Raw genomic sequence first — 23,344 nt, 5'->3', positions numbered from 1 at the left:
TTTCAGTGGTTTTACCAATATTTCAAGGAGTAAAAATGGCCAAAAATAAGTGGAAAACACTGCCGGGTGAGGCCCTGCGGGTTCAGGAAGGGTTTCAGTTAAAAGACTTTGATCCCGGCGCTACCCCGGGGTGGACCGCTGGTAAAGCCGCTGCCCAAAAATTTCAGGATGGCCGGCATCGACTGCTTTCGGAACTGCAGGAACGCTATTTCGCTTGCTCTAAGATGGGCGATGATCGGCGTATATTGCTGGTGGTTCAGGGGCTCGATACCGCGGGAAAAGGCGGCATCTCGCGCCACGTGATGGGGATGGTGGATCCCCAGGGCGTTCAGCTCGCGTCTTTTGGCAAGCCCACCGAGCAGGAACTCAGTGAACACTTCTTGTGCCGTATCGAACGACAGCTGCCCCATTTCGGCAAGATTGGCGTGTTTGATCGCTCCCATTACGAGGACGTGTTGGTGCAGCGAGTGCGTAACATTGTGCCTCCGGAAATTTGGGGCGGACGCTACGACATCATTAACGATTGGGAACGCTACCTGGTGCAAGACCAGCATTTCACCATCGTCAAGCTGGCGCTGATGGTGTCCCACGACGAGCAAGCACGGCGCTTAGCGCAGCGCCTGGATCGCCGTGATAAGTGGTGGAAGTATCAGCCCGGTGACATTGACACTCGCCGGGACTGGGACGCTTACCAAGAGGCATACCAAGCGGTGTTTACGCTGACTTCGACGCCATGGGCTCCCTGGTATGTCATTCCCTCAGATCACAAGTGGTATACCCGCTTGGTCGCCACCGAGCTGTTGACTCAGGCTCTGATTAGTCTGGATCAGCACTGGCCGGAGGCGCAGTGGGACTTCGCCACCGAAAAGGAGCGGTTGTTAAGTACCTGTTCCCCACGCATTGCCAAAGAAATCAGTGCCAGCTTGGACGGAATCGATCCGCAGGTGAAAGAGGAAACCGACGAATTCCGCAAAGCTGTCAACCGGGCTTTGGAAGGCAAGTCCACAGAGAGCTACTGCTGATTTTCAGGCAGTCCCCACTGGCACAGACAACCCGGCTCAGAAAGACCTGATGTACTGACAAACATTATTCCTTTATATACATTTACGGAGTATAATTTCTCTATGGAACAGAAATTTATGGCGTTACGCGATTTGCGGCCCGGTGCATTTTTGCGTCTACGACGCGGTGTGCTGGGGTTGACCCAGGCGGAACTGGCAGCGATGACTGGAGTTCCCCAGTCCCACATTAGTGCTTTTGAAAACCACAAGCGGCGCATCTCTGTTGCCGAAGAAACCGCCTTGGCGAAAGCGCTGAGCGTACCGTCACACACTTTGATGAGTATGAAGCGTCACGTGGTTCGCAGCATTTTTTCGCGGCACGGGTACGATGAGATTTTTCTGTTCGGACCTGCCTCTACCGGGCAAGATGATGCGTTTACCCCGATAGATTTCCTGGTCAGTACCACAAATCCACTGGGAATGTTGGATTTGATTGGTTTGCAAAACGAACTCGAAAATGTGTTGAGCGCCACGGTCTACGTGTCCGTGGACACGGGGTGGGGCAACGCCAAAGTTGATCGGTGCCCTCGGGAAGTCACCAAGCCTGACAAAAAGTCGCAGTTCAAACCCCTGCTGGTGGATTTATACCGATTCGGGGATGTTTTTTCACCGCGTGAGATTGAAGAGTATCCCTATTTCCAAAAGTGGGGATTCCCCAAGTCCTTTTTCCCTTACGATGTTTCCGCCTCCCGGTGGCGGGTGGAGGATATGGCCCGGGTTTTGGACGTGGGTGCCGGCATCGCCTCCGGAGACCCACAGGCATTCTTGGAAAAGACTCCGGCGGGGGTTCAGTCCCGTTTCGCGGCTTATCACGCCATAGCAGTGTTGGTTGAATCAGCGGCGAAAGTCCATTCCGATGTCAAGGAAGCCAACCCGGCAATTCCTTGGGCGACCTTATGGGGACTGCATTGCCGACTCCAGCAGACGGCCGATGAGATAGACGCAATCGTGGCTTGGTCCTCTTTGCGTGAGGATTTCCCCAAAATCCTCGATGCTCTGGGCTTGATTACTTTCCCTGGCAGCGGCACTGAGGCGACTCCGTAGGTGGAAGATAATGCCCGCGCGCGCGATTTTTTGCAGCGGCGTGCTGTTGAAGAACACGTTGCGCTGCCGCCTCTGCTGAGAACCCCGCGCACTTGGCGCTGGCCGCTGCGCAGCCCCCAGGGCGAACCTGACGTTTACCCTGTTGACCCCCACCGCTATGCCCGAAAACTCGTTGTTTCTATGGGTGGCGTGCTTGCGCTTGGTTCCCTGGTGACGGGGCTGAACTATGCGGTGTCGGTCAGCGTTCCGTGGGCGCTGGGGATGGTGCTGGATGCGGGGTTAGAACACGGTTTGACCGGGGAAATCTGGATCCGGTTGGCGGTTCTGACCCTGGTTATCCTGGGCGTGGCGCTGACCCAAATGGCGGGACAGCTCACTGAGATTGCGGTCCAGATGACCGCGGTGGCGACCCCCGCGCGAGTAGCCGGTCGAAAGTTAGCTTTCGATGGGCGCGCGGTGAACCGGGAACTGGAATCCGGTGACGTGGTCACTTCGATGCTGACAGATGTGGATCGGATTGGCCGGGCGGCGCTGTGGATTCCCGAAATGGTGGGCGCTATTCTCTCTACCGTCATGATTCTGGTCATCATGTTTCGCACCTCGCCACCTTTGGCCTGGACGGTACTCATCGGGTTGCCCATCGTAACGCTGCTGATAGGGCTGTTGGGTAAACCACTGCAGCGGCGGCAAACCGAGAACCGCGATGAACAGGGCAAACTGACGGAAATCTCGGCTGACGCGGTGGCGGGGTTGCGGGTCCTGCGCGGCATCGGCGGCGAGGACGTGTTCGGACGTCACTATCAGGGGCAGTCGGCTCGCGTGCGCGATGCCGGGATTCGAGTCGCCCTACCCGCGGCGCTGCTGGGCATGCTGCGTTCGGTCATACCCATGCTGTTTACTGCCCTAGTGGTGGGTATCGGGGCGATTCTGTATTTTCACAATGAACTGTCAGTAGGCAGTTTGGTCGCGTTCTTTGGGTTTTCACAATTTTTGCGCAATCCCATTGTGGTCGCCACCCGGTCGTTGGAAGAATTCACCAGAGCTTGGGTCGGAGTTCGCAAACTCGCGCGGATTCAAGGCGTGACCTCCCTGGTGAGCGAGGATATGGCGGAAGTTTCCGGGGACGCGCTGCACCCAAATACCTTGCCGCAAGCGCGGTGGCGGGAAAAGGATTTTGGTCTGGCCCAGCTCACCGACACGGTCAGTGAGGTAACGGTGAAACCGGGCTTGATTACCGGACTGGTCTGCGCCAATCCTGACGCCAGCGCCGCGGTGGCCCGGCGCCTGGCACGTCAAGAGGACAGCGCGCAACCGACCCTTCTGATTGATGGAACCGACGCGAGAACCCTGCCCCTCGACCTAGTGCGCCGCGCCATCATACTGTCAGATACCGACCCGCAGCTGTTTGCCGGAACCTTGCGAGACCAGGTGCGCGGGGCCAATACGCCGGCACCTCGCGAACGGGGGGTGCGCGAACTGGTGTGGCGCGACGTCATCGAGAACGCGACCCGGCAAGAGGACTCGCTCATTGTTCCTGAAGTTGATGAGCGCGATTCGCAATGGTTGGCAGCGCTGCACGTGGCGGATGCTGATGACGTGGTGGAATCCGTGAATGGCGGCCTGGACGGGGCAGTAGCGGAAAAAGGGCGCACTCTCTCGGGCGGTCAGCGCCAGCGTGTCGCCCTGGCTCGCGCGGTAGCAGCCGATCCCGCGGTGCTGGTTACTATTGAGCCGACTTCAGCGGTCGATTCGCATACGGAATCGCGGGTCGCCCAGCGTTTGGCACAAGCGCGACACGGGAAAACCACCGTCATCGTCTCGGCGTCAGTGCTGGTGTTGGAGCATTGTGATGAAGTCATTGTGCTCGACGACGCGGGTCGGGAAATCGTCCGCGGTTCACACCGGGAGCTTCGGGAAAAAGCCCGGTCGGGGGACCCGTCAGCCGCGGCGTACCTGGCTATTATCAACCGCTCGGTGCAAAGCGGGGGTGAGTCGTCATGAAACTGCCTCTGGCCAGCGGAAAACTGGTGGTGCGAGGGGTCAAAGACCTGATTCACGACTATCGCGGCGCGATTGGTGCCGTGGTGGGGCTGCAGCTGGTGTCATCCCTAGCGGGAGTGACCCTCCCGTGGCTGCTGGGACGCGTGATTGACCGCATTCAAGCCGGGGCGGCCAGCCGGGACTGGGTCGGTCAACAGATAGTGATTGCCCTGGTAGTGGTCGCGGTGGCGGCGATATTTTCGTTCCTGGCGGAATATCGCGCCCGGGTGATGGGCGAGCGGATTTTTGCCCACCTGCGCGACGGCTTGGTCGACTCTGTCATCCACCTGCCTCTGTCGACTGTGGAAAGTGCCGGCACCGGGGATCTGGTGGGACGCACCACGCGAGACATTGAACGCCTGCAATTTATGATTCGCCAGGGAATTGCCGCAATTCTGATGATTACCACAACGTTGGTGGTGACGTTCGTGGCGGCATTTCTGACCTCCCCGCTGTTGGCATTCGTGCTACTCATCGGGCCATTGGGGGTGTGGCCCTTGATGGCGTGGTATTTGCCGCGGACCGTTCCCGCCTATCGCTCCTCAGCTCGATCTTGGGCGGATTTGTCCGGTTCGGTAGCGGAAACTCTGGATCAGGCGGACACGGTTGACGCTCTGGGGCTGTCAGGAAAACGGATTGCCCAGCTCGATGTCATTATTCGCGAAATCTGGCGTCAGGAGCGCTACAGTGCCTGGATGCGTTCCTGGTTGTTCATGGGAATTGTGTGCGCCACCCTGTCTCCCCTAATAGTTATCGTGTTGCTGGGTGCCTGGCTGGTGCCCAGCGGAGCCTTGACTGTCGGGGCTGTTTCCACGATTGCGCTCTATGCCTATCAAGTGCGTGGGCCGGTGTGGGAAGCAACGTTCTGGGTAGACGTTTCCATGGAAGCCTACACTTCGCTGGCGCGAATTTTTGGGGTCGCACAAGTCGAGCCGGACCGGGAAGCCAGTGCCCACGCGCCCGCCGGTACCCCCGCGATAGTGGCTCGGGACGTTAGCTATGCCTACCGCGCGGGGCAAAATGTGCTGCACGAGGTGTCTCTGGAACTCCGAGCGGGCGAAACATTGGCGATTGTCGGACCAACGGGCGCCGGTAAGTCCACTTTTGGGCGGATGCTGGCGGGTATTCACCCGCCCACCAGCGGGTCCGTGACGGTCGGAGGAGTGCGGCTGGTGGACTTGCCCGAAAGTGAACTGCACCAGCAGGTCGCTTTGGTTACGCAAGAACAGCACGTGTTTACCGGAACTATTGCCTCCAACCTGCGTCTGGCGCGGCCCGACGCGAGTGATGAGGAACTGTGGGCGGTGCTCGACGCGGTGGGAGTGGACTGGGTTCGCGGCTTGGGGCGAAGCGATACCCTGACCCCTACCGCACAATCTGTCCCGGAGGGGAAATCGCAGGCAGATACGGAAAAAACCGGGCTGTATGCGGAAATCGGCGGCGCTGGAATGAAGCTGAACCCGGCGCAGGTCCAGCAGCTTGCCCTGGCGCGAATCGTGCTGTTGAACCCGCACACTTTGGTGCTGGATGAGGCAACTTCTCTGATGGATCCCTCCGCGGCTCGGTCGCTGGAACAATCGCTGTCGCGAGTGTTGGCAGGACGCTGCGTCATCGCTATCGCCCACCGGCTCTATACCGCCCACGATGCTGACCGGGTGGCAGTCATGTTGGACGGGAGAATCGTGGAATTGGGGACGCACGATGAACTCGTGGCGGCCGGTGGTGAATATGCCTCACTGTGGGCGTCTTGGCAGCAAGATTAGAGGCCGAAACTATCCCAGGAAACGGGTTTCGAGGCGTTCCTCGACCACTTCGCCGTTATCCTTGGTCACGACCCAAGCTGACTTTCCCCGCACTTCGCTGACGGCTTCGGCCAGTTCGGTGCCGCGGTAGACCAAACCCACATTGTTATCCGTGCAATAGGTTTTGCCTAAAGTTCCCGCGGCGACCAGGCGATGCACCGTGGGGCGGCGGCGTTTTTCGACGTCGTAGTGCACGCCGTTGTCATAGGGAATCAGCCCCAGACCGTTGGTGACGGCGCGAAGTTCAGGCCCGAAAGAATCCGTGGTGCCGCCCCGGTGCCAACAGATAGAACCGGCAGAAACACCAGCTAGGACTACGCCGGCCTCCCAGACCCGGCGGAAAATTTCGTCAAGACCGTGGACCCGCCACACTGCCAGCAGGTTTGCCACCGAACCCCCGTCAACCCAGACCGCGTCCTGTTCCATGAGGTAGCCTTCGATGTCGTCCACGTTGGGCATGACAAACAGTTGCAGCGGGTTCAGTTCCACCCCCGCCAGCCGAGCCGCTTCGTAGCGTTGAGCTAGCCGGTAATGCTGGTCTCCGGCCGCGGTGTCCAGGTAGCCCAGTTTCGGTTTGGAACGGGTGGTGCCGGACAGTTCGAGGGAATATTTCACCAGGTGGTTGAACTCTGTAAAGATGCGTTCGCCGTTTTTGTATCCGCCGGAGGTAGCCAAAATGGTTGGGGTTTTACTCATGATGACCATCCTAGCCGGGACAGCGCTGTGAATCATCCGGGGGTTGGCACTCGGTGTTTGGTCGGCATTACGGTTCGGTCTGGCATAGGATTAAACCGGAAAGCGGTGGTAAAAGTGGTGCTGAAAGGCAGAGCTCCCGTTGACGTTACCAGGATTGCTGAAAATAACTTATACCGAAAATTAGGATAAAAAAATGAGTGATGCGAAAACTTTGAATATAGCGGTTAATGTGGCCGGCAGTGAGGTCGGAGGTGGCCTGGGACGAGCCCGGACTATGGCGGTGGCAACCGTCAACGCCGCCGGTGAAATCACGGAATGGCAAGAATTCCAGGTCGGTTGGGACATTTTGCACGAGCAAGGTCCGCACGGCAGCCTGCACGCTGTGATTGTGGGTTTTATGCGCGACCATGACATTGCGGCCGTGGTCAGCGGACACATGGGACCCCCGATGGTGAACACCATGATGAAACTCGGCGTTTTGCCCCTCTCTGCGGCTGGTGAGGCGCGTAGCGCTGCCAGAGACGCTGCCAAACGCGTGCGCTGCGTTGATGACCTTGCCGCCAACGCCCCGGACGAAGCCGGCCCCGGCTCGAACAAATGGGTCCTTCCCGTGATTCCGTCCTAGTGTTGATTGGTTTGAAAATTAAGACGACGAGGAAAAAGGCAAGTGGAAACGGTAAATAAAGACGTGGTGGACCTCATATTAGAGCTGCAGGCTATTGGTCAGGCCGGCGAGTTCTATGGTCATGACGACTATGACCGGGATCGGGCGACCCAGACTCGTGAACTGGCGGCGGAACTCTTGGCACGCCTCACGGGCAACAATCCCGAACAGGTACGCGACGTGCTGCTGGAGGACTATGGGTACCGCACACCGAAAGTTGATTCGCGAGCCGCTATTTTTGGCGACGGCTCGGGGCGTCCGGGAGTAGACGGAGACAAGATTCTGCTGGTGCATGAAGGCTCGGATGGGCGCTGGTCCATGCCGGGAGGCTGGATTGACGAGGGGTTGAGTGTCCGGGAAAACACCATCAAGGAGGCTTACGAAGAATCCGGAATGCGGGTGAAAACCGACAGGCTGCTGGCGTTAATCGACAAGCGCAAACATAATCCCAGCAGAGGTATATTTCATGTTTACGCGTTTTTTGTGGAATGCACCTTGCTGGGCGGTGCCTTTGAACCGAACCTCGAAACCACCGAGATTGGCTGGTTTGGGCTGGACGAGTTGCCGGAAATGTCTCTGGGTAAAACCACTCCCGAACAAGTCGCGATGTGCCTGAAAGCCCATCGTGACCCCAACTGGCAAGTCATTTTCGACTGAACCGCAGCCCAGACTCCACCAAGTCACCCCGGCGCCGGGCCGGATTCGCGATTGAAACGCAGCCCAAACCGGGTGCCGGCGCAGACCAGCACAAAACCGCGGTTAGAAAAAAATCCGGGACGCCACCGCGCCCCGGATTTTGGCCCCCTCAACTGCTAGGCAGAGTCGGCTTGACAATGAAGTTAAGTTGTAGCCTCATCCTAAGCGGCATTTGTAACGAAATAGGCAGGGGCGTGTTAAATCTGTGCAAGATTTATCGCGCGTGAAAAACTGTGGAAGTTCCGGCAGTTCCTCAAGAGTGTGCGAGCGGTTCCTGCAGGCATTGGGTGTTTTCCCGCCAAAGACGGCGCACAGGGATTAGTCCCCCAGGCCGACTTCCACGCCCCGCGCGGCTTTCACCCACTCGTGGTCGGTAGGCACATATTTCACTTTGCCAGCGATGTCTTCCAGAGGCGCCAGTTCGGTTTCGCAGGCTCGCGTCGCCACCATGACTCCGGAAGCTCCGTCAGCGACCGCCGCAGCACCCACGGCTCCCAGCCGGGTCGCCAGTACGCGGTCGGCCGCCACCGGGGTGCCGCCGCGTTGGACGTAGCCCAGAATGGTCACGCGCGTCTCTAAACCGGTAGCGGCCTCGAGTTGGCGAGCCAAAGTGAACGTGTGCTCGCGGTGAGAATCAACCAAGTACACTTTGGAATTGCGAGCCATTTCCTTAGTCTCGGGGGAATCGGCGTCTTTAATGAGCTGATCCGCTACCCGTAGACGTGCGGCATATTCGGTGTCCATTGCACCCTCTGCTACCGCCACCACCGAGAAATGTTTACCGGCTTTCTTGCGGTGCTCAATAGTCTTGGTGATGCTCTCAATCGTGTAGGGGATTTCTGGAATCAAAATCACGTCGGCACCCCCGGCGATACCCGACCCCAAAGTCAGCCAACCGGCCTTGTGACCCATAATTTCCACCAAGATAATGCGGTGGTGGCTGTGCGCGGTGGAGTGCAATCGGTCAATCGCCTCAGTGGCGATTTCCAAAGCGGTAGCAAAGCCGAAAGAATCATCGGTGCCCCAGATATCGTTGTCAATAGTCTTGGGCAGGTGTACCACGTTCAGCCCCGCCTTTTGCAGGCGCAGGGCATTCTTGGCGGTCCCCCCACCGCCCAAAGTCACCAGGGCGTCCAATTTGTTACGATCATAAACCTTGGCGATTTCCGCGATCATATCGCGTTCCCTACCGTCCAAATTCAGACGATGCACCTTGTCCCGAGAAGTGCCCAAAATGGTGCCTCCCACGGTCAAAATGCCGGAAAGCGAGTCAGAATTCAACTCGATGTGCTTGTCCAGGGCTAAACCCCGAAACCCGTTTTGAAACCCGATGAGTTTCATTCCATATTCGCCGATGGCGGTGCGTCCAAAACCCCGGATTGCCGCGTTTAAGCCGGGTGCGTCCCCGCCAGCGGTCAAAATCCCCACACGCTTATTACCCATCACTTAATCCTTTCTATGCCTTTGCAGGCTGCGTTCGTTTGGTATTTTCTCACGTTTCCAGCCCCGCAAAAACCCTGCTCTGCCCGCGGAACCGTCCGCGCCACCGGTGCGAAAGCGGAAACTAAACCGGTAGGGCTGTTGAATTTTAAAAATCGTGAGAAATCGGGCATAATGGAACGTTGTACTGGGCTTTGGTCGCCGCCCTCTCGTGGCCACGGCCCCGGATTTTGAGCAAAACAAGGCTTTAGTGTTTCCCTACCTGGGGTTTTGTGCGCTCGCGACATGAATTACAAGGAGAGTCACAACAGTGGCAGTACGTATTCGTTTGAAGCGAATTGGCAAGATTCACCACCCCATTTACCGGGTGGTCGTGGTCGACAGCCGCAAGAAGCGCGACGGTCGTGTCATCGAGGAGGTCGGCAAGTACGACCCCAACCAGCAGCCGTCTTTGATTGAACTGAACTCGGAGCGCATCCAGTACTGGTTGAGCGTAGGGGCGCAACCGTCCGACGCGGTACACCGTTTCCTGGTGTTGTCCGGCGATTGGGCGACGTTCAAGGGCGCCAAGGTCGTTGAGAACCGTATTCAGGTGAAGGACACCGGAGCCGATGTGGAGGCCGCGGTGAAGGCTGCGGACGACGCCGCGGAAAAGGCGAAGGCAAAGAAGGCCGAAGCCGAAGCCAAGGCCAAGAAGGAAGCCGAAGAGGCCGCGAAGGCTGAGGAAGCTGAGGCCGCGAAGGCCGAGGAAAAGGCAGAGGAAGCCCCGGCAGAAGAAAAGACTGAGGAAGCGGCGCAATAATGTCGATGCTTGCAGATTCTCTGGAACATTTGGTCAGCGGCATCGTCGACGAGCCAGAAGCCGTGCGCGTGAGCGAAAAGTCTTTGCGCCGCGGCAAGCTCCTGGAAGTGCACGTTGCCCCCTCGGATTTGGGTCGAGTTATTGGCCGTAACGGTCGCACCGCAAAAGCGCTGCGTACGGTGGCTTCGGCACTGTCCACGCAGGGCAGTGTCCGCGTCGATGTCATCGACCAAGATCGGCACTAAGTAGTCATTTGGTTTGATCCCCGCCGATAGCGGGGGTCAAACTTTTTAACGCACGTATCGTTTCGGGAAAGGGTCAGCGGTGAAACTCACGGTTGGGGTCATCGGGCGCGCCAGCGGGGTTCGCGGTGAAGTCCGGGTCGCCCTGCACACGGACGACCCGAGTTCTCGATTTGCCCCCGGTACAGTCTTGTTAACCAGCCGGAAAACCCCGGCTACGCTGACAGTAAACCGAGCGCGGATGAGCGGTAAACACTTCGTGGTGTCTTTCCGGGAAATCCCCGATCGTAACGGCGCCGAAACCCTCAGCGGAACGAAACTGTATATAGAAACTGACGACCCGGCCTTGTGCACCGAGGCCGGAGACTCACCCGAACCCGGCACCGCCGATACGCAAACCGCCGACTGCCACGAACAAAGTGGGAGCGACGATGGATTTTACCGCCACGAACTGGTGGGGCTGCGAGCGGTGGACCTGGCGGGGAAAATGCTAGGCACCGTCAGCGACCTGTTGTTGGCGCCAGCCCAAGACCTGTTGGAAGTCACGACTGCGGGCGGGGAGAAAATCCTGGTGCCTTTTGTTTATGAAATCGTTCCTGATGTCGATTTAGATAATCAGGTGGTCACGATGGATCCGCCCGGAGGATTGTTTCCGCCGCACTAGGACGGTCCGACGTTTTCCGGTCAGGTTGTCGATAGACTTTCTGAATAAAGGTGAGGATGATGCGTTTTCAGATTCTGACGATTTTTCCCGAGTTCTTTGAGGTGCTCGGTTTGTCGCTGCTGGGCAAAGCGGCGCAAAACGGGGTGCTGAGCTGGGACGTCACGAATCTGCGCGATTTCACCGATGATCCACACCATTCCGTCGATGACACTCCCTACGGCGGGGGGGCCGGCATGGTGATGCGGGCCGATATTTGGGGCAAAGCCATCGATGCTGTACGGGGCGACCTGCCAGGCCAGCCTGCGGACAGCGCCCCGGAAAGCCGCCCGACCGGCCTGGTGAACCCGAAAACTATCCTGGCGATTCCTACGCCCTCCGGAGTGCCGCTGACCCAGGCAAAAGTCCGGCAGATAGCCACGAACGCGGACAATGTCATTATCGCCTGCGGGCGGTATGAGGGCATCGATTCGCGAGTCGCCCAGCACTATGCTGACCAGCAACGATATCCTGACTTGGAAGTGTTTGAATATTCCTTGGGGGATTATGTGCTCAACGGCGGGGAAATTGCGGCCGTGGCGCTGATTGAAGCCGTAGGACGGCTGCTCGACGGCATGGTGGGTAACCCGGAGTCTTTGGTGGAGGAGTCTTATGAGGGGACGGGGCTGTTGGAATACCCCTGCTATACCCGTCCCGAAGTATGGCGTGACCTGGCCGTTCCCGAGGTGCTGAAAGGCGGAAACCATGCCGAAATTGAAGCCTGGCGCCGGGAACGAGCCATTGAAAAAACCTGCCTGCGTCGCCCGGATTTGCTGGCGGGATTGGATGCTGGGCTGCTGAGCAAGCGCGGGCGAGAAAAGCTGGCCTCGCTGGGGTGGCTTTACGTGGCGCCCCAGGATTTGGAGGCTATCGGTCTGTCTCGGCTGGGCGAGGCAGGAGGGGCACGCGGGGCGCACGAGGTGGGTCAGGCAGGGGCGACGCACCAGGCGGGGTCGGCAGGCGAGACACGACCAGCAGGTGAGGCGCGGGCGGGAGCTGCGGATTTGGTTGCGGTTCCCCTGCTGATTCGCCAGCCCGACCGGGGAGAGGCCCTAGCGCTGTCCGCTTTGGGGTCGGAGACATTCCCCTTAGCTTGTCCGGCCTACATCAGCACTGAGGCTATCGCCCAGTTCGTAGCCGTTGAGTTCGATATAGAGGCGGTGAAAGCGCGTCTCGATAATCCGCAAGAACATCGCTACTGGGTGGCAGAAATGGGCGGTGAACTGGTGGGATATACCTATGCGAAGATACAGCTGAGCGAGGTGGAAGCTGCGCAGGCGGGGATTGTCGCCGGGGATGCTTACCTGTCGAAGTGCTATGTGCGCGAAGCCCTGCATTCCACAGGGCTGTCCGGGGCGCTGCTGGAAGCGGCATTGACAGACTTGGAGAGGGGCAGCGATGTCCCAGGGGTGTGCTTGGGGACCTCCATCTATAACAAACGGGCCCAAAAATTCTATAAACACCACGGATTTAGGCGCGTCGGAAAACGAACATTTACCGTGGGGGGCATGGAAAACCAGGACGTGGTGATGCGCCGGGTTTTCGACCGAGATAGTGCCTGATGGGTGCGTAATTTTGCGGGCGCGATGCCGCTCCGCGCGGCTCATGAATCATCGCCGGTTCGGTATGACTGGGTGGATGAATTGAGCGCGTAACAGCAAAAGTGGCGTTCCGGCCTAGGTTTGTGGCAAAATGGTACGGCTTCGCGGGCAACCTGCCACAGGGGGACCCGAATACGGAGCGATAAACAATCGGCACGACGCTCTGGCGTAGGGTGCCCGCAGTGAGACGTTTTTGACCTGTGGCAGGAGCGTCAAGGAGAAACAATGCAGAAGCCTCTGGTTGAGGAAATCGGCAAAGCCGTAATGCGTGAGGATGTTCCGGATTTTCGTCCGGGCGACACCGTAAAGGTGCACGTAAAGGTTATCGAGGGGAACCGTTCCCGTATTCAGATTTTCCAGGGCGTAGTTATCGCTCGTCACGGCGGCGGGGTAGGGGAAACCTTCACCGTGCGGAAGCTGTCTTTCGGCACCGGTGTGGAACGTACTTTCCCGCTGCATGCCCCGACCGTCGACAAGATTGAGGTAGTGAGCCGCGGCGATGTGCGCCGTGCCAAGCTGTACTACCTGCGTGATCGCCACGGCAAGGCAGCTAAGGTTGTCGAAAAGCGCTAACTCGCAGCCATCGCGGCAGTCGCTGACCCCCACCCGGAGAAAAGCGAAAAAACCGGCTCTAGACAGTCAGAAAGTCAAGGCGGGGTCTGCCGCAAAAATTCATCCTAAAAGGAAGCTCGGACCGAAAATGTTCGGGCTTCTTTTAGGCTTTTAGGCTATTCTTTTTGTTATGACGATGCCCCAGCAGCCTGAGAATGACACCCGAGACGTGCAGTTCTCGGGTGCCTCCCCGGACGGCTTCGGCATGAATCCGCAGTTTGCCGGGGCAGGAACCATGCCCGGCCCTTTTCCTGCCGTTTACGAAGGGTTTCCCGGTGGGCCGCTTCCTGGTGAAGAGGGGGCGTATGGGCCGGGAGGTGCAGGAATGCCTTTCCCGCCCGAGGCTTACCTGGGAGGATACCCTCTGCAGTTACCGCCACCGGACGGGGCAGAGTTTCCCGGAATGAATCCCAACGGGATGCCGTTAATGCCGGGGCCAGGGGGACTTCCTCCGGCGGGGATGGGGCCGTTTCCCGGGATGCCTTTCCCGCCATATGGTGCGATGCCTTTTCCCGGTATGATGCCAGAAAACGAGGAATTGCCCGAGACTCCCGGAGAACAAAAATTCCTCAAAGAGGACGACGAAACCGACTTCCAACTCGACGATGCGGAAAACGGAACGAAACGGAGGCGTGGCAATAGGATTCCCGGACCGGCGGGTATGAACGCCCTGCCTCCAGGGGCGAGACCCGGACCAGAGGGTTCAGACCGCTCGCATATGGCGTTGGATTTGCCGTGGTACTTCGAGTTCATCGCGGTGGTGATTACGGCGCTGGCCATCAGTTCGCTGATTCGACTGTTCCTGCTGCAGCCCTTTTACATCCCGTCGCAGTCCATGGAAAAAACCCTGATGATTAACGACTCTGTGCTGGTCAACAAGTTTTCCGCCCGGCACGGAGACATCAACCGCGGCGACATCATCGTTTTTGAAGATGTGGAAGGGTGGAGCGAAACCGCCGCCGAGCAGATGCGCAAACGCCCTCCTGACAAGACTCCGTTCCAGATTGCCACCAAGATTAAGAGTTTCGGTATTTTCGTGGGCTTGCTGCCTGAAGACTCTCAAGGTTATCTGATCAAACGTGTGATTGGATTGCCTGGCGATGACGTGACTTGCTGCGATGAGGACGGACTGATGACCATCAACGGCAAGTCCATCGATGAGGACTACATTCCCCAGACCGGGGTCTCGTCTGACATCGAGTTTTCTGTGGTCGTGCCCAAGAAATCGCTGTGGGTGATGGGGGACAATCGGCCGCATTCCGCCGATTCCCGTTGGCACCAGGACAAGCCTTCCCACGGTTTTGTCTCTGAATCGAACGTAGTGGGGCGGGCTTTCGTCGTGATTTGGCCCATTGAACGGATGAAGTTCATCACGCCCAGCTGCGCTTTTTACAATATTCCCAAGCCTTCCGCCCCGGCTGACGAATTCAACTCCGAATCAAACGAGACGCCTCCCCACGGGGGTTGAGGTGCGCTGAGTGGTTGATTTATCTTGGGAGACCGCGGCTTTGTCTGCTTTGGCGAAGCGCGGTGATAGCGGGCCAGCGGGACGCCTCCCCCTGATTGGGGGGATGGACGAGGTCGGGCGCGGCGCCTTGGCGGGTCCGGTTTGCGTGGGTGTGACGGTGATAGACCAGCTCAGCCTGGAAAACCCGGATTTTCCCCAGGGATTTCCTGCCGGATTGAACGATTCCAAGCAGCTTACGGAACGCCGCCGCTTGGCGTTGCAAGAACCCATCAGAGCCTGGGTCAGGGACTTTGCCATTGGTCAGGCTTCGAATACCGAAATCGACGAACTGGGGATTATGCCCGCGTTGCGTTTGGCGGGTTGGCGCGCTCTAAACGAGTTGGACGCCCGCGGGCATCTGCCGCAAACGCTGGGGCTGGACGGGAACTTCGACTATCTCGCCCCACCGGCGCAGCCCGACCTGTTTGCCGGTGCGGGAAACCTGGTGAGTTCCCCGGAAGTCAGCGTGGAAACTCTGGTGAAGGGGGATGGGAAATCCGCCGTAATTGCCGGTGCGTCCGTACTGGCGAAAGTGTACCGGGATGCGTTCATGCGGAGCTTGTGCGACCCCGGATACGGTTGGGCGAAAAATGTGGGCTACGGAACTGCCGCCCATCGAGCGGCGCTGGCTGAATTGGGTGCGAGTGTTTGGCACCGCAAAACTTGGAAGCTCCGGTAGGGTATAGGGGTACGAAAGGTTGCGTGATGGTCAACAACGACGATATTGAGTCCTATGAAAATGGGCTGGAGCTGGATTTATACCGAGAATATCGCGATGTGATTTCCCTGTTTAGCTATGTCGTGGAAACCGACCGGCGCTTTTATCTGGCGAACAAGGTTGATGTCACCACGCACAATAATGCCGGTGGGGACGTGTTCTTCGAGATTACTTTGGAGGATGCCTGGGTTTGGGATGTCTACCGCTCCTCGCGTTTCGTGCAAAACGTGCGGGTCCTGACCTTTAAAGACGTCAATGTGGAGGAACTGGCGAAGCCAGAAATTGAGATTCCCTAGGACGTGGGCGGCTGGTTTAGCCCCAGTTTCGCTAGCCACAATTCATTAACTTGGGTAGATTGGCGGATTTTCGCTGTTTTTGGGGTTGTGGATAAGTCGGTTTTCCACAGGTAAAGATTTTCGGGCTTGGTCGGTGGGGTCGAGCGGGCGAAGCTGAGTCCATGAGCTACGCGAATACCGTTGAAACCAGTCATAAAGCCAGTGCCGGAACGGATGCCTGTCGCCGTTGTAAAGCCGGTAGCACCGCGCTTCGGGCCGCGGGGCCTGATGCCTCTAAGCCGCGAAACCTGCACAATCGACAGCTGGGCATGGCTGGAGAGGAAGTCGCGGCTGAGTCTCTGAAAGCTGCGGGATACGTGATTGTGGACCGGAATTGGCGATGTCGAGCCGGGGAAGTCGACATAGTCGCCCTCAGCCCCGAGGGAGTCCTCGGGTTCGTGGAGGTTAAGACTCGTTCCAATCACCGGCACGGGATGCCTATTGAGGCCATCACCATGAAGAAGCTGGCCCGGATGCGCCGGGTCATGGGGTCTTGGCTGGCGCAGCGAGACATTGTCCCCGCACACCGGGCGATCAGCCTGGACTTATGCAGCGTGGATTGGGACGGGCACGGCGAACCCGTGGTGAAACATCTGCAGGGGTTGAAATGAGCTCGGGATTTGCTTGGTCGATTTGTTTGGTGGGGATGGAGGCGCGCCCGGTGCGGGTCGAAGCCCATATTTCCGACGGAATGACCGCCTACAGCTTGGTCGGGCTGCCGGATACGGCGGTGCGGGAAGCCAAAGACCGAGTTCGCGCTGCGGTGACCAGTTGCCTGTATGAATGGCCGGGAACGCGGATTGTGTTGAATCTGTCCCCGGCGTCACTACCGAAAACCGGCTCCGGCTACGACCTGGCGATGGCCGTCAGTGTTTTGGCCGCGATGGGGGTCATTTCTCGCAGTCGAGCCGGGCAGTGCATCATGCTGGGAGAGCTGGGGCTGGACGGTAGGGTCATTGGAATCAGGGGCATTTTGCCCAGTGTCATCGGAGCCATGAAAACCGGAAAAACTAAGATTTTGGTTCCACAAGCGAACCTTGCGGAGGCTTCCCTAGTGCCTGGCGTGGATGTGGAGGGGGTGCATCACCTGGGGCAAGTCATCGAGTTATTGGGGGGAGACTTGATGATGCCTCTGCCCCCGCCGGAAGACCCGGCGGGGGCAGAGGACGGGGAGAATACCCCGTCACCCGCCCTTGGCACGGGTGGGGATTTTTCCGATATTCGCGGGCAAGCCGCCGCCTGTCAAGCAATGGAAGTGGCGGCCGCGGGAGGCCACCACCTGCTGATGATAGGCACTCCCGGCTCGGGAAAAACCATGCTGGCCTCGCGGCTGCCCGGAATCCTCCCACCCCTGGACGTGGAACAATCCGTAGAGGTCACAGCCCTGCATTCCCTAGCCGGAACGTTAGCGCCACAGGACGGACTAATCCGCCAACCTCCCTTCCAAGCACCGCATCATTCAGCAACGCTGGCGGCGATGGTGGGAGGTGGCTCAGGAGTGCCGCGTCCGGGCGCCGCCTCCTTGGCTCACCGCGGAGTATTGTTCCTGGACGAGGCTCCCGAGTTCGGGGCGCGGGTTTTGGATTCCCTTCGGGAACCGTTGGAAAACGGGGAAATCACCCTGCATCGAGCGGCGGGAGCAGCCCAATATCCGGCACGGTTCCAGCTGATTATGGCAGCCAATCCCTGCCCTTGCGGCAATGCCGGCAGTCGGCGGGCCACCTGTACCTGCACGCCCTACTCCCGCAAACGATACCTGGAACGGTTGAGCGGGCCGCTGTTGGACCGGATGGACATCCAAATTCAGGTGGAATCTCCCGGCCGCGGCTCGCTAGCGGGAGCGAAACCAGCTGACACCACCGCGGTGGTCGCGGCGCGAGTGCAACGCGCTCGTGACGTGCAGCGGGAGCGGTGGAAAGACCGGGGATGGGATTTGAATCGGGAAATTCCCGGACCGTTCTTACGTCAGCCCGAAGGCGGTTTCACTCCTGAGCTGATAGGACGGGTTGACACCGTGGTGGAACAGGGTCGCCTGTCCATGCGGGGAGCTCAACGCGTCTTGCGCTTGGCCTGGACCGTTGCCGATTTGAGCGGAAAAACTGTTCCGGGGCTGGCGGAGCTGGGAACCGCGATGACGCTGCGGCGTCAAAACGAAGGATTCAGTCTGCACGTATGAAAGGAAACCCATGGAAACGTTGAGCCTTACAGAGGAACTGCCAACAGACACTGAAAAGGACACGCCAGATGACGTGCCGGAGGAACCGTCGAACCTGCCCAAAGACGGCACGCCGTCATCGGTGGATTCGGCCACATCCGGTCCGAGCTCGGAAGAACGCCAGGCTCGGGCAATCTGGACCGCTATTGCCCAGCCGGGGGAGCCCGTCGTGGGCCAGGTCATCGGACATTTCGGGGTGATGGAAGCCTTGGAGCGGGTGAAATTTTTGGCGGCGAAAATGCCGGAAATCGATGACATGATGATTCGCACCGTGTTTCAACCCGCGAGGCTGCCGGCGTCGGTGGCGCAAATTGAGGGGTGGGCTATGCGACTGCGGGAACTCAACTTAGAGATGGAATATCAGCTGCTGAGCCGAGATGGTGGGACGTTGGTGGTGCCTGGCGACGCGGCTTGGCCCGTGATGGCGAACGACCTGGGAATGGTGGCGCCGTTGGCTCTGTGGGTGCGGGGCAATCCGCGAGCTCTGCAGGCACTGGCACCAGAGGGGGCGGTGGCGCTGGTGGGGGCTCGCTGCGCGACCCACTACGGAACGGACATAGCGCAGGAAATCGCTTATGAACTGGGGGAGCGTGGCATTTGGGTCATCAGCGGCGGAGCCTATGGGATTGACGCGGCCGCTCACCAAGGGGCGCTGGCCTCGCGAGGGAAAACCATCAGCGTCCAAGCCGGCGGGCTGGGCGAGCTGTACCCGGCCATGAATGCGCGGCTGTTTTCTCAGATTCAACAAACCGGGGCCATTGTCAGCGAAGCCCCGCCCTCCCAGCGGCCCGCTAAACACCTGTTTTTGACCCGCAACCGCATCATTTCGGCTCTGTCCCAAGTCGTGGTGGTGGTTGAAGCCGGCGAGCGTTCCGGGGCCATGTCTACCGCCAATCATGGCGCTGAGCAGGGACGTCAGGTCGCCGCGGTGCCCGGACCGGTCACTTCCGCTGCCTCGATAGGATGCCACCGGCTGATTCGTGAGGGCGCTGCCCTGGTGACGAACGCGGAGGAAATCATGGAACTCATGTTTCCGCTGAACGCGGTGGAACAAAACGTGCACGGTGGCGGGGCGGCAGCAGCTGAGCCCCAACGCAACTCCGCCGGACAAATCCCGGCACCCTCGCTCTTTGCCGGATTGAGCAGTGACGGTGTGAAAGTCATTGATTCCCTGTCTAAAACGGCGTGGAAATCCTTGGAGCAGGTGGCTCGTGCCGCCGGTTTGGGGACGCGCACGGTGCAAAGTGAGCTGGGTCTGATGGAGTTGGACGGCAAGGTTGAAACCCGCAACGGGCGGTATCGTCTGGGGGTGGCAGCTCTGGCCAGATAGAATCAAGGGGTGAGTGAAAATAACCCAGCCGCAGACTTAGCCTCGGAAATCACCGCCGATTTTGGGCAATGGCTGAGCGTAAACCGGGGGCTTTCCCCGCAAACAGTGCGGGCCTATCTCACGGATTTGCGAGAATTGATGGCTTTCCTGGCTGATTCGGATTCCGATGATGGCTCCGGAGTGCCGCGGCTGCGTGCTGATTTGGCTAATCCTGCCCGGATTCGGGCGTGGCTGGGGTCGATGAGCCGCGCGGGGATGAGCCGCGCCACGCTGGCTCGCCGAGTCGCCTCCTTCCGCACTTTTGCGTCGTGGGCGCAGGTCCGCGGCATAGTCCCAGGCGATGCTGGGCAAAACCTGCGGGCAACGCGGCCGGATAATGCCCTGCCCACGGTTCTGTCCGCCGCGGACGCGGCACACCTCTTGGAAACGGCTCGAGCCGCCGCTTATCGGGAAGATTCCGCTGCCCCCGATCCGGTGAAACTGCGCGACTGGGCCGCGTTGGAGCTGCTTTATGCCACCGGCATTCGGGTCAGCGAACTGACCGGGCTGGAACTAGCCAACATCAACAAAAGCCAGCGCACTATCCGGGTGACGGGAAAAGGCGACAAACAGCGGGTCGTGCCCTACGGCATTCCCGCGGAACTAGCGGTGCAAGAGTACCTGGAAAAGGGCCGAACCGCCCTGGTGAATCCGGAAAAACCAGCGCTGAACCGAGTGTTTTTGGGGGCAAAAGGCGGGGCGTTGGATACGCGGATTGTCCGCGGTATGCTGCATCGCCTGACCGCGCAGGCGGGAGTACCGGACTTGGGGCCGCACGGGCTGCGTCACACCGCCGCCACCCACCTCTTGGACGGCGGCGCGGATTTACGCAGTGTCCAGGAAATCCTGGGTCACGCCAGCCTAGCCACGACCCAGCGCTATACGCACCTGTCGATGGACAAGCTCCGCGCGGTGTATCTGCAGGCGCACCCCCGGGCCTAAAGTCCCAAATTTAAAAAATTCCCCAATAACTTTCTAAAAAGCCGAAAAATCGAGCTCTTGAACTGGGGGGATAGTTTCCTGGGAATGTACTTACAAAGCTGGGAAATAGCTGGATTCTATCTATGAATTCCCTTCAAAAACACATACAATGATTTCTGTACTATAGGGTATGGTATGGTGCCCAGGAGGAGCGTCATGGTCGGGAAACTGCGGATTTTACAAGCATCGCTGGTGATGCTTTTCTCCGCTGCCGTTTTGACTGGATGCGGTACTACGGTTGGTGCTTCTGGCTCCGAGAGGACCGCCCGTGAAATGATGACCGCGGATATCCCCTTGGTCGATCCTGCCGCTCCGGACACGACTCAAGACCCGATTTCCGGAGCGCCTGCTCCGCGCTATACCGCGTCAACTAAAGGTAAACCTTCTCCCTCAGACCTGCAGACCATTCCCAAGGATCAGCTGATGAAAGTGGCGCCGTTCGATGAGCCGAAGTTTTTCCATGAGTTTTCCGTGGACGGCGCAGCCACCGTGGTGAAGTACTTTACCTACGCGATGTACTACAGTTTTGCGTCGAAAGACACCCATTTCGCTGATCAGGTTTACACCGACGCCTGCACGAAGTGCCAGGATATGGCCCAGTGGTCCAGGGATTTCACCAAGCAGTATTCCCACGTGGAAACCGGAGTGCCGCGCACGGAAATCCTCAATGTTTCCGTCGGAAAGTCCAAGCAGAACCGGTCGGTTTTTTGGGTCGTGGCTCGCAACGAGGAGCCTCCGATTATTGCCCTCTCCGAGAAGGGCGAGGTCATTAACTACGACGCCCCCTCGAACACCGTATCCCAGTACCGTGTGGAGTACGTTGACGGTAACAACTTGATTACCGGCATCTATAAAGCCCCTGCCCAGTATTCCGCTGACCCGACTGAGAAGTAAACGTTCGGATCCACCCGGTGTCTGCGACTCGCTTAGTGTACCGGGAACAGACGAATCCTACCCCCCAGCAAACGTAGGGGATCTACGTAACCGTCCGGACCGTCCTTGACCCCGAAATGCAGGCTGTCTCCCCCCGAACAGTGTCCACCTAACGCCGTCCCGATGGCTTCGCCGCGAGTCACGTCATCTCCGACCGCGACTGACGGTTCCACCGGCTCGTAGGTGTAGCGCCGGCCGGCGGCGTCCTCTAGAGAAACCACGGGCCGACCTGCCAGGTCACCGGCATAGAGTACCGTCGCGTCAGTTGCGGCAAAAACGGTTTGACCGGGGCTGACCCGCAGGTCGATACCGCGGTGTCCCGCCAGCCATTTTTGGGCGGGCGGGTCGAATTTGCGCGGAACAGCCGTAGGGTGACCCGTAGGCCAGTAAAGAAAGTCCCGCAGACCCGACGTTTTCCCTGGTGAAAAGGCTGTTGGAGCCGCTGAACTGGCAACTGCGGGTAAGTCGGCGGTGATGCCGGCGGCAGGCGAAGCGGACCCACCGGTCAGACTCAAGGTCAGGCAACAGCAGATGGTGATGAAAACTTTTCTCATGACTGCAGTGTGTCGCGAAGATAGCGTCCACACCAGAGAAAAAATGTTTACCTGTGGAAAACCCCGATTTCGCCCCGCTTGTGGATAAACCCCAAAACCGCGCCAAGTCGCGCCGAATTGGCTTTTTCATAGGAAGTTTTGGTAAAGTTAACCCTCGCAGCTGCCCATGCAGCTGACTTCGCGTGTTCGCAATCGCGGCGCTGCCGGTTTTTCCGCCAGCATAGCTGTGATGAGCGCAATCCTCCAGGTCCCTACGGGGTGGGGAAAGCGAGTGGACACCAGGCATTAACCGAAATTGGACGTAGACGTCCCCGGAGCGCCCGCGCGCCGGGGCAGCTGTGTCCCATAACTGAAAGAAGGACGCCACATGGCAGTCGTTACCATGCGCCAGCTTTTGGAAAGCGGCGTACATTTCGGGCATCAGACCCGTCGCTGGAACCCCAAGATGAAGCGGTTTATTTTGACCGACCGTTCTGGCATTTACATTCTCGATTTGCAGCAAACCATCGCTGACATCGATATTGCATACGAATTCGTTAAGGAAACCGTGGCACACGGCGGCACGATGCTGTTCGTTGGCACCAAGAAACAGGCTCAGGAGTCCATTCAGGAACAGGCTACCCGCGTGGGGATGCCGTTCGTGAACGAACGTTGGCTGGGCGGAATGCTGACCAACTTCTCTACGGTTCACAAGCGTTTGCAGCGTTTGAAGGAACTGGAACAGTACGACTTTGAGGACACTTCCGCTTCGGGGTTGACGAAGAAGGAACTGTTGATGATGCGCCGTGAAAAGGACAAGCTGGCCAAGACCTTGGGCGGTATCCGTGACATGGCAAAGATCCCTTCGGCCATCTGGGTGGTTGACACCAAGAAAGAACACCTGGCGATTGCGGAAGCCCAGAAGCTAGGGATTCCGGTCGTGGCCATTCTGGACACGAACTGTGACCCTGACGAGGTGGATTACGGCATTCCCGGCAACGACGACGCGATTCGCGCGGTCGATTTGCTGACCAAGGTGATTGCGGACGCTTGCGCGGAGGGTCTGGTGGCTCGCTCCAAGAAGCAGCTGGGAGAGAACCCGGAAAGCGCCGAACCGATGGCTGAGTGGGAACGCGAACTGCTGGCCGGTGACGACGCGAAAGCTCCCGCCGCGGAACAGCCCGCCGAAGACGCTTCTGCGGAGGAAAAGCCCGCCGAGGAAACGCCTGCTGAACCCGCCGCCGCGAGCGACGAAACCGACGAAAAGGCCGAGTAATCGGCTGCACGAGGGCGGGAAAAGAACAATTCAACGCTCTCCCCAAAGAATATTCGGGAATAACATTCCCGGTTCAT

General features: G+C 58.8%; 23 protein-coding genes. 20 read left to right on the top strand and 3 right to left on the bottom strand.

The window, feature by feature from the left end; genetic code table 11:
- The first annotated feature begins 35 nt into the window (after positions 1-35).
- The 4 genes from RDL66_RS06135 (at position 36) to RDL66_RS06120 (ending at position 5,908) form a co-directional block, all read left to right on the top strand.
- On the top strand, positions 36-1,022 hold the full coding sequence (locus tag RDL66_RS06135; protein ID WP_308535896.1) for a PPK2 family polyphosphate kinase: 987 nt from the start codon (positions 36-38) through the stop codon (positions 1,020-1,022).
- A 102-nt stretch (positions 1,023-1,124) separates the two neighbouring features.
- Complete coding sequence (locus RDL66_RS06130) at positions 1,125-2,105, top strand: helix-turn-helix domain-containing protein (protein ID WP_308535895.1); 981 nt, start codon at positions 1,125-1,127, stop codon at positions 2,103-2,105.
- Positions 2,106-4,106, top strand: coding sequence for an ABC transporter ATP-binding protein (locus RDL66_RS06125; protein WP_308535893.1), 2,001 nt, complete (start codon positions 2,106-2,108; stop codon positions 4,104-4,106).
- The gene (locus RDL66_RS06120) at positions 4,103-5,908 is read left to right on the top strand and encodes an ABC transporter ATP-binding protein (protein ID WP_308535892.1); all 1,806 of its coding nucleotides are present in this window, start codon (positions 4,103-4,105) and stop codon (positions 5,906-5,908) included. The genes RDL66_RS06125 and RDL66_RS06120 overlap by 4 nt, the downstream gene beginning before the upstream one ends.
- Positions 5,909-5,917: 9 nt before the next feature.
- Here the strand turns inward: RDL66_RS06120 and RDL66_RS06115 are convergent, their stop codons facing one another.
- Positions 5,918-6,643, bottom strand: coding sequence for a peptidase E (locus RDL66_RS06115; protein WP_299295174.1), 726 nt, complete (start codon positions 6,641-6,643; stop codon positions 5,918-5,920).
- Between the two features lie 193 nt (positions 6,644-6,836).
- Here RDL66_RS06115 and RDL66_RS06110 point away from each other — a divergent pair, with 193 nt between their 5' ends.
- A complete protein-coding gene (locus RDL66_RS06110; RefSeq protein ID WP_308535891.1) occupies positions 6,837-7,268 on the top strand; it encodes a NifB/NifX family molybdenum-iron cluster-binding protein in 432 nt (143 codons plus the stop codon).
- Between the two features lie 42 nt (positions 7,269-7,310).
- On the top strand, positions 7,311-7,964 hold the full coding sequence (locus tag RDL66_RS06105) for an NUDIX hydrolase (protein ID WP_308535890.1): 654 nt from the start codon (positions 7,311-7,313) through the stop codon (positions 7,962-7,964).
- Between the two features lie 357 nt (positions 7,965-8,321).
- Here the strand turns inward: RDL66_RS06105 and RDL66_RS06100 are convergent, their stop codons facing one another.
- Positions 8,322-9,446: an ATP-dependent 6-phosphofructokinase gene (locus RDL66_RS06100; protein ID WP_308535888.1), complete on the bottom strand. Its 1,125-nt coding sequence runs from the start codon at positions 9,444-9,446 to the stop codon at positions 8,322-8,324.
- 307 nt (positions 9,447-9,753) lie between these two features.
- Between RDL66_RS06100 and rpsP the strand changes: the two genes are divergently transcribed.
- From rpsP to RDL66_RS06035, 13 genes are all read left to right on the top strand, one after another.
- The gene (gene rpsP, locus RDL66_RS06095) at positions 9,754-10,245 is read left to right on the top strand and encodes a 30S ribosomal protein S16 (RefSeq protein ID WP_308535887.1); all 492 of its coding nucleotides are present in this window, start codon (positions 9,754-9,756) and stop codon (positions 10,243-10,245) included.
- Between the two features lie 5 nt (positions 10,246-10,250).
- On the top strand, positions 10,251-10,490 hold the full coding sequence (locus RDL66_RS06090; RefSeq protein WP_308535947.1) for an RNA-binding protein: 240 nt from the start codon (positions 10,251-10,253) through the stop codon (positions 10,488-10,490).
- Between the two features lie 79 nt (positions 10,491-10,569).
- On the top strand, positions 10,570-11,151 hold the full coding sequence (locus RDL66_RS06085) for a ribosome maturation factor RimM (RefSeq protein WP_308535885.1): 582 nt from the start codon (positions 10,570-10,572) through the stop codon (positions 11,149-11,151).
- Positions 11,152-11,207: 56 nt separating this feature from the next.
- Complete coding sequence (gene trmD / locus RDL66_RS06080) at positions 11,208-12,749, top strand: tRNA (guanosine(37)-N1)-methyltransferase TrmD (protein ID WP_374042907.1); 1,542 nt, start codon at positions 11,208-11,210, stop codon at positions 12,747-12,749.
- 264 nt (positions 12,750-13,013) lie between these two features.
- On the top strand, positions 13,014-13,361 hold the full coding sequence (gene rplS / locus RDL66_RS06075; RefSeq protein ID WP_308535883.1) for a 50S ribosomal protein L19: 348 nt from the start codon (positions 13,014-13,016) through the stop codon (positions 13,359-13,361).
- Positions 13,362-13,530: 169 nt separating this feature from the next.
- Positions 13,531-14,868, top strand: coding sequence for a signal peptidase I (gene lepB / locus RDL66_RS06070; protein WP_308535881.1), 1,338 nt, complete (start codon positions 13,531-13,533; stop codon positions 14,866-14,868).
- 10 nt (positions 14,869-14,878) lie between these two features.
- Positions 14,879-15,586 (top strand): ribonuclease HII, encoded by a 708-nt coding sequence (locus tag RDL66_RS06065; protein ID WP_299295157.1) that lies wholly within the window; start codon positions 14,879-14,881, stop codon positions 15,584-15,586.
- Between the two features lie 26 nt (positions 15,587-15,612).
- Complete coding sequence (locus RDL66_RS06060; RefSeq protein WP_282921280.1) at positions 15,613-15,921, top strand: DUF2469 domain-containing protein; 309 nt, start codon at positions 15,613-15,615, stop codon at positions 15,919-15,921.
- A 161-nt stretch (positions 15,922-16,082) separates the two neighbouring features.
- Entirely contained in the window at positions 16,083-16,571 is a 489-nt protein-coding gene (locus RDL66_RS06055) for a YraN family protein (RefSeq protein ID WP_308535879.1), read from the top strand.
- On the top strand, positions 16,568-18,136 hold the full coding sequence (locus RDL66_RS06050; RefSeq protein ID WP_308535878.1) for a YifB family Mg chelatase-like AAA ATPase: 1,569 nt from the start codon (positions 16,568-16,570) through the stop codon (positions 18,134-18,136). The genes RDL66_RS06055 and RDL66_RS06050 overlap by 4 nt, the downstream gene beginning before the upstream one ends.
- Before the next feature lie 10 nt (positions 18,137-18,146).
- Positions 18,147-19,505: a DNA-processing protein DprA gene (gene dprA / locus RDL66_RS06045; RefSeq protein ID WP_308535876.1), complete on the top strand. Its 1,359-nt coding sequence runs from the start codon at positions 18,147-18,149 to the stop codon at positions 19,503-19,505.
- A gap of 9 nt (positions 19,506-19,514) precedes the next feature.
- A complete protein-coding gene (locus RDL66_RS06040; RefSeq protein WP_308535874.1) occupies positions 19,515-20,486 on the top strand; it encodes a tyrosine recombinase XerC in 972 nt (323 codons plus the stop codon).
- Between the two features lie 195 nt (positions 20,487-20,681).
- Positions 20,682-21,419, top strand: a complete 738-nt coding sequence (locus RDL66_RS06035; RefSeq protein WP_299295134.1) for a DUF6318 family protein — start codon at positions 20,682-20,684, stop codon at positions 21,417-21,419.
- 32 nt (positions 21,420-21,451) lie between these two features.
- Here RDL66_RS06035 and RDL66_RS06030 read toward each other — a convergent pair whose 3' ends face one another.
- The gene (locus RDL66_RS06030) at positions 21,452-22,012 is read right to left on the bottom strand and encodes a M23 family metallopeptidase (protein WP_308535873.1); all 561 of its coding nucleotides are present in this window, start codon (positions 22,010-22,012) and stop codon (positions 21,452-21,454) included.
- A 367-nt stretch (positions 22,013-22,379) separates the two neighbouring features.
- Between RDL66_RS06030 and rpsB the strand changes: the two genes are divergently transcribed.
- Positions 22,380-23,267 (top strand): 30S ribosomal protein S2, encoded by an 888-nt coding sequence (gene rpsB, locus RDL66_RS06025; protein ID WP_308535871.1) that lies wholly within the window; start codon positions 22,380-22,382, stop codon positions 23,265-23,267.
- The last annotated feature ends 77 nt before the right edge of the window (positions 23,268-23,344 follow it).

The sequence above is a fragment of the uncultured Mobiluncus sp. genome (assembly GCF_902488535.1).
In the GTDB taxonomy this organism is placed as follows: Bacteria; Actinomycetota; Actinomycetes; order Actinomycetales; family Actinomycetaceae; genus Mobiluncus.
This window is presented reverse-complemented; position numbering and strand designations above follow the sequence as displayed.

Bases quoted from the DNA above. Each gene is read 5' to 3' on its own strand.
- RDL66_RS06135 (WP_308535896.1), top strand. From the start codon at position 36: ATGGCCAAAAATAAGTGGAAAACACTGCCGGGTGAGGCCCTGCGGGTT.
- RDL66_RS06130 (WP_308535895.1), top strand. From the start codon at position 1,125: ATGGAACAGAAATTTATGGCGTTACGCGATTTGCGGCCCGGTGCATTT.
- RDL66_RS06120 (WP_308535892.1), top strand. From the start codon at position 4,103: ATGAAACTGCCTCTGGCCAGCGGAAAACTGGTGGTGCGAGGGGTCAAA.
- RDL66_RS06115 (WP_299295174.1), bottom strand. From the start codon at position 6,643: ATGAGTAAAACCCCAACCATTTTGGCTACCTCCGGCGGATACAAAAAC.
- RDL66_RS06110 (WP_308535891.1), top strand. From the start codon at position 6,837: ATGAGTGATGCGAAAACTTTGAATATAGCGGTTAATGTGGCCGGCAGT.
- RDL66_RS06100 (WP_308535888.1), bottom strand. From the start codon at position 9,446: ATGGGTAATAAGCGTGTGGGGATTTTGACCGCTGGCGGGGACGCACCC.
- RDL66_RS06090 (WP_308535947.1), top strand. From the start codon at position 10,251: ATGCTTGCAGATTCTCTGGAACATTTGGTCAGCGGCATCGTCGACGAG.
- trmD (WP_374042907.1), top strand. From the start codon at position 11,208: ATGATGCGTTTTCAGATTCTGACGATTTTTCCCGAGTTCTTTGAGGTG.
- rplS (WP_308535883.1), top strand. From the start codon at position 13,014: ATGCAGAAGCCTCTGGTTGAGGAAATCGGCAAAGCCGTAATGCGTGAG.
- lepB (WP_308535881.1), top strand. From the start codon at position 13,531: ATGACGATGCCCCAGCAGCCTGAGAATGACACCCGAGACGTGCAGTTC.
- RDL66_RS06060 (WP_282921280.1), top strand. From the start codon at position 15,613: ATGGTCAACAACGACGATATTGAGTCCTATGAAAATGGGCTGGAGCTG.
- RDL66_RS06055 (WP_308535879.1), top strand. From the start codon at position 16,083: ATGAGCTACGCGAATACCGTTGAAACCAGTCATAAAGCCAGTGCCGGA.
- RDL66_RS06050 (WP_308535878.1), top strand. From the start codon at position 16,568: ATGAGCTCGGGATTTGCTTGGTCGATTTGTTTGGTGGGGATGGAGGCG.
- dprA (WP_308535876.1), top strand. From the start codon at position 18,147: ATGGAAACGTTGAGCCTTACAGAGGAACTGCCAACAGACACTGAAAAG.
- RDL66_RS06035 (WP_299295134.1), top strand. From the start codon at position 20,682: ATGGTCGGGAAACTGCGGATTTTACAAGCATCGCTGGTGATGCTTTTC.
- RDL66_RS06030 (WP_308535873.1), bottom strand. From the start codon at position 22,012: ATGAGAAAAGTTTTCATCACCATCTGCTGTTGCCTGACCTTGAGTCTG.
- rpsB (WP_308535871.1), top strand. From the start codon at position 22,380: ATGGCAGTCGTTACCATGCGCCAGCTTTTGGAAAGCGGCGTACATTTC.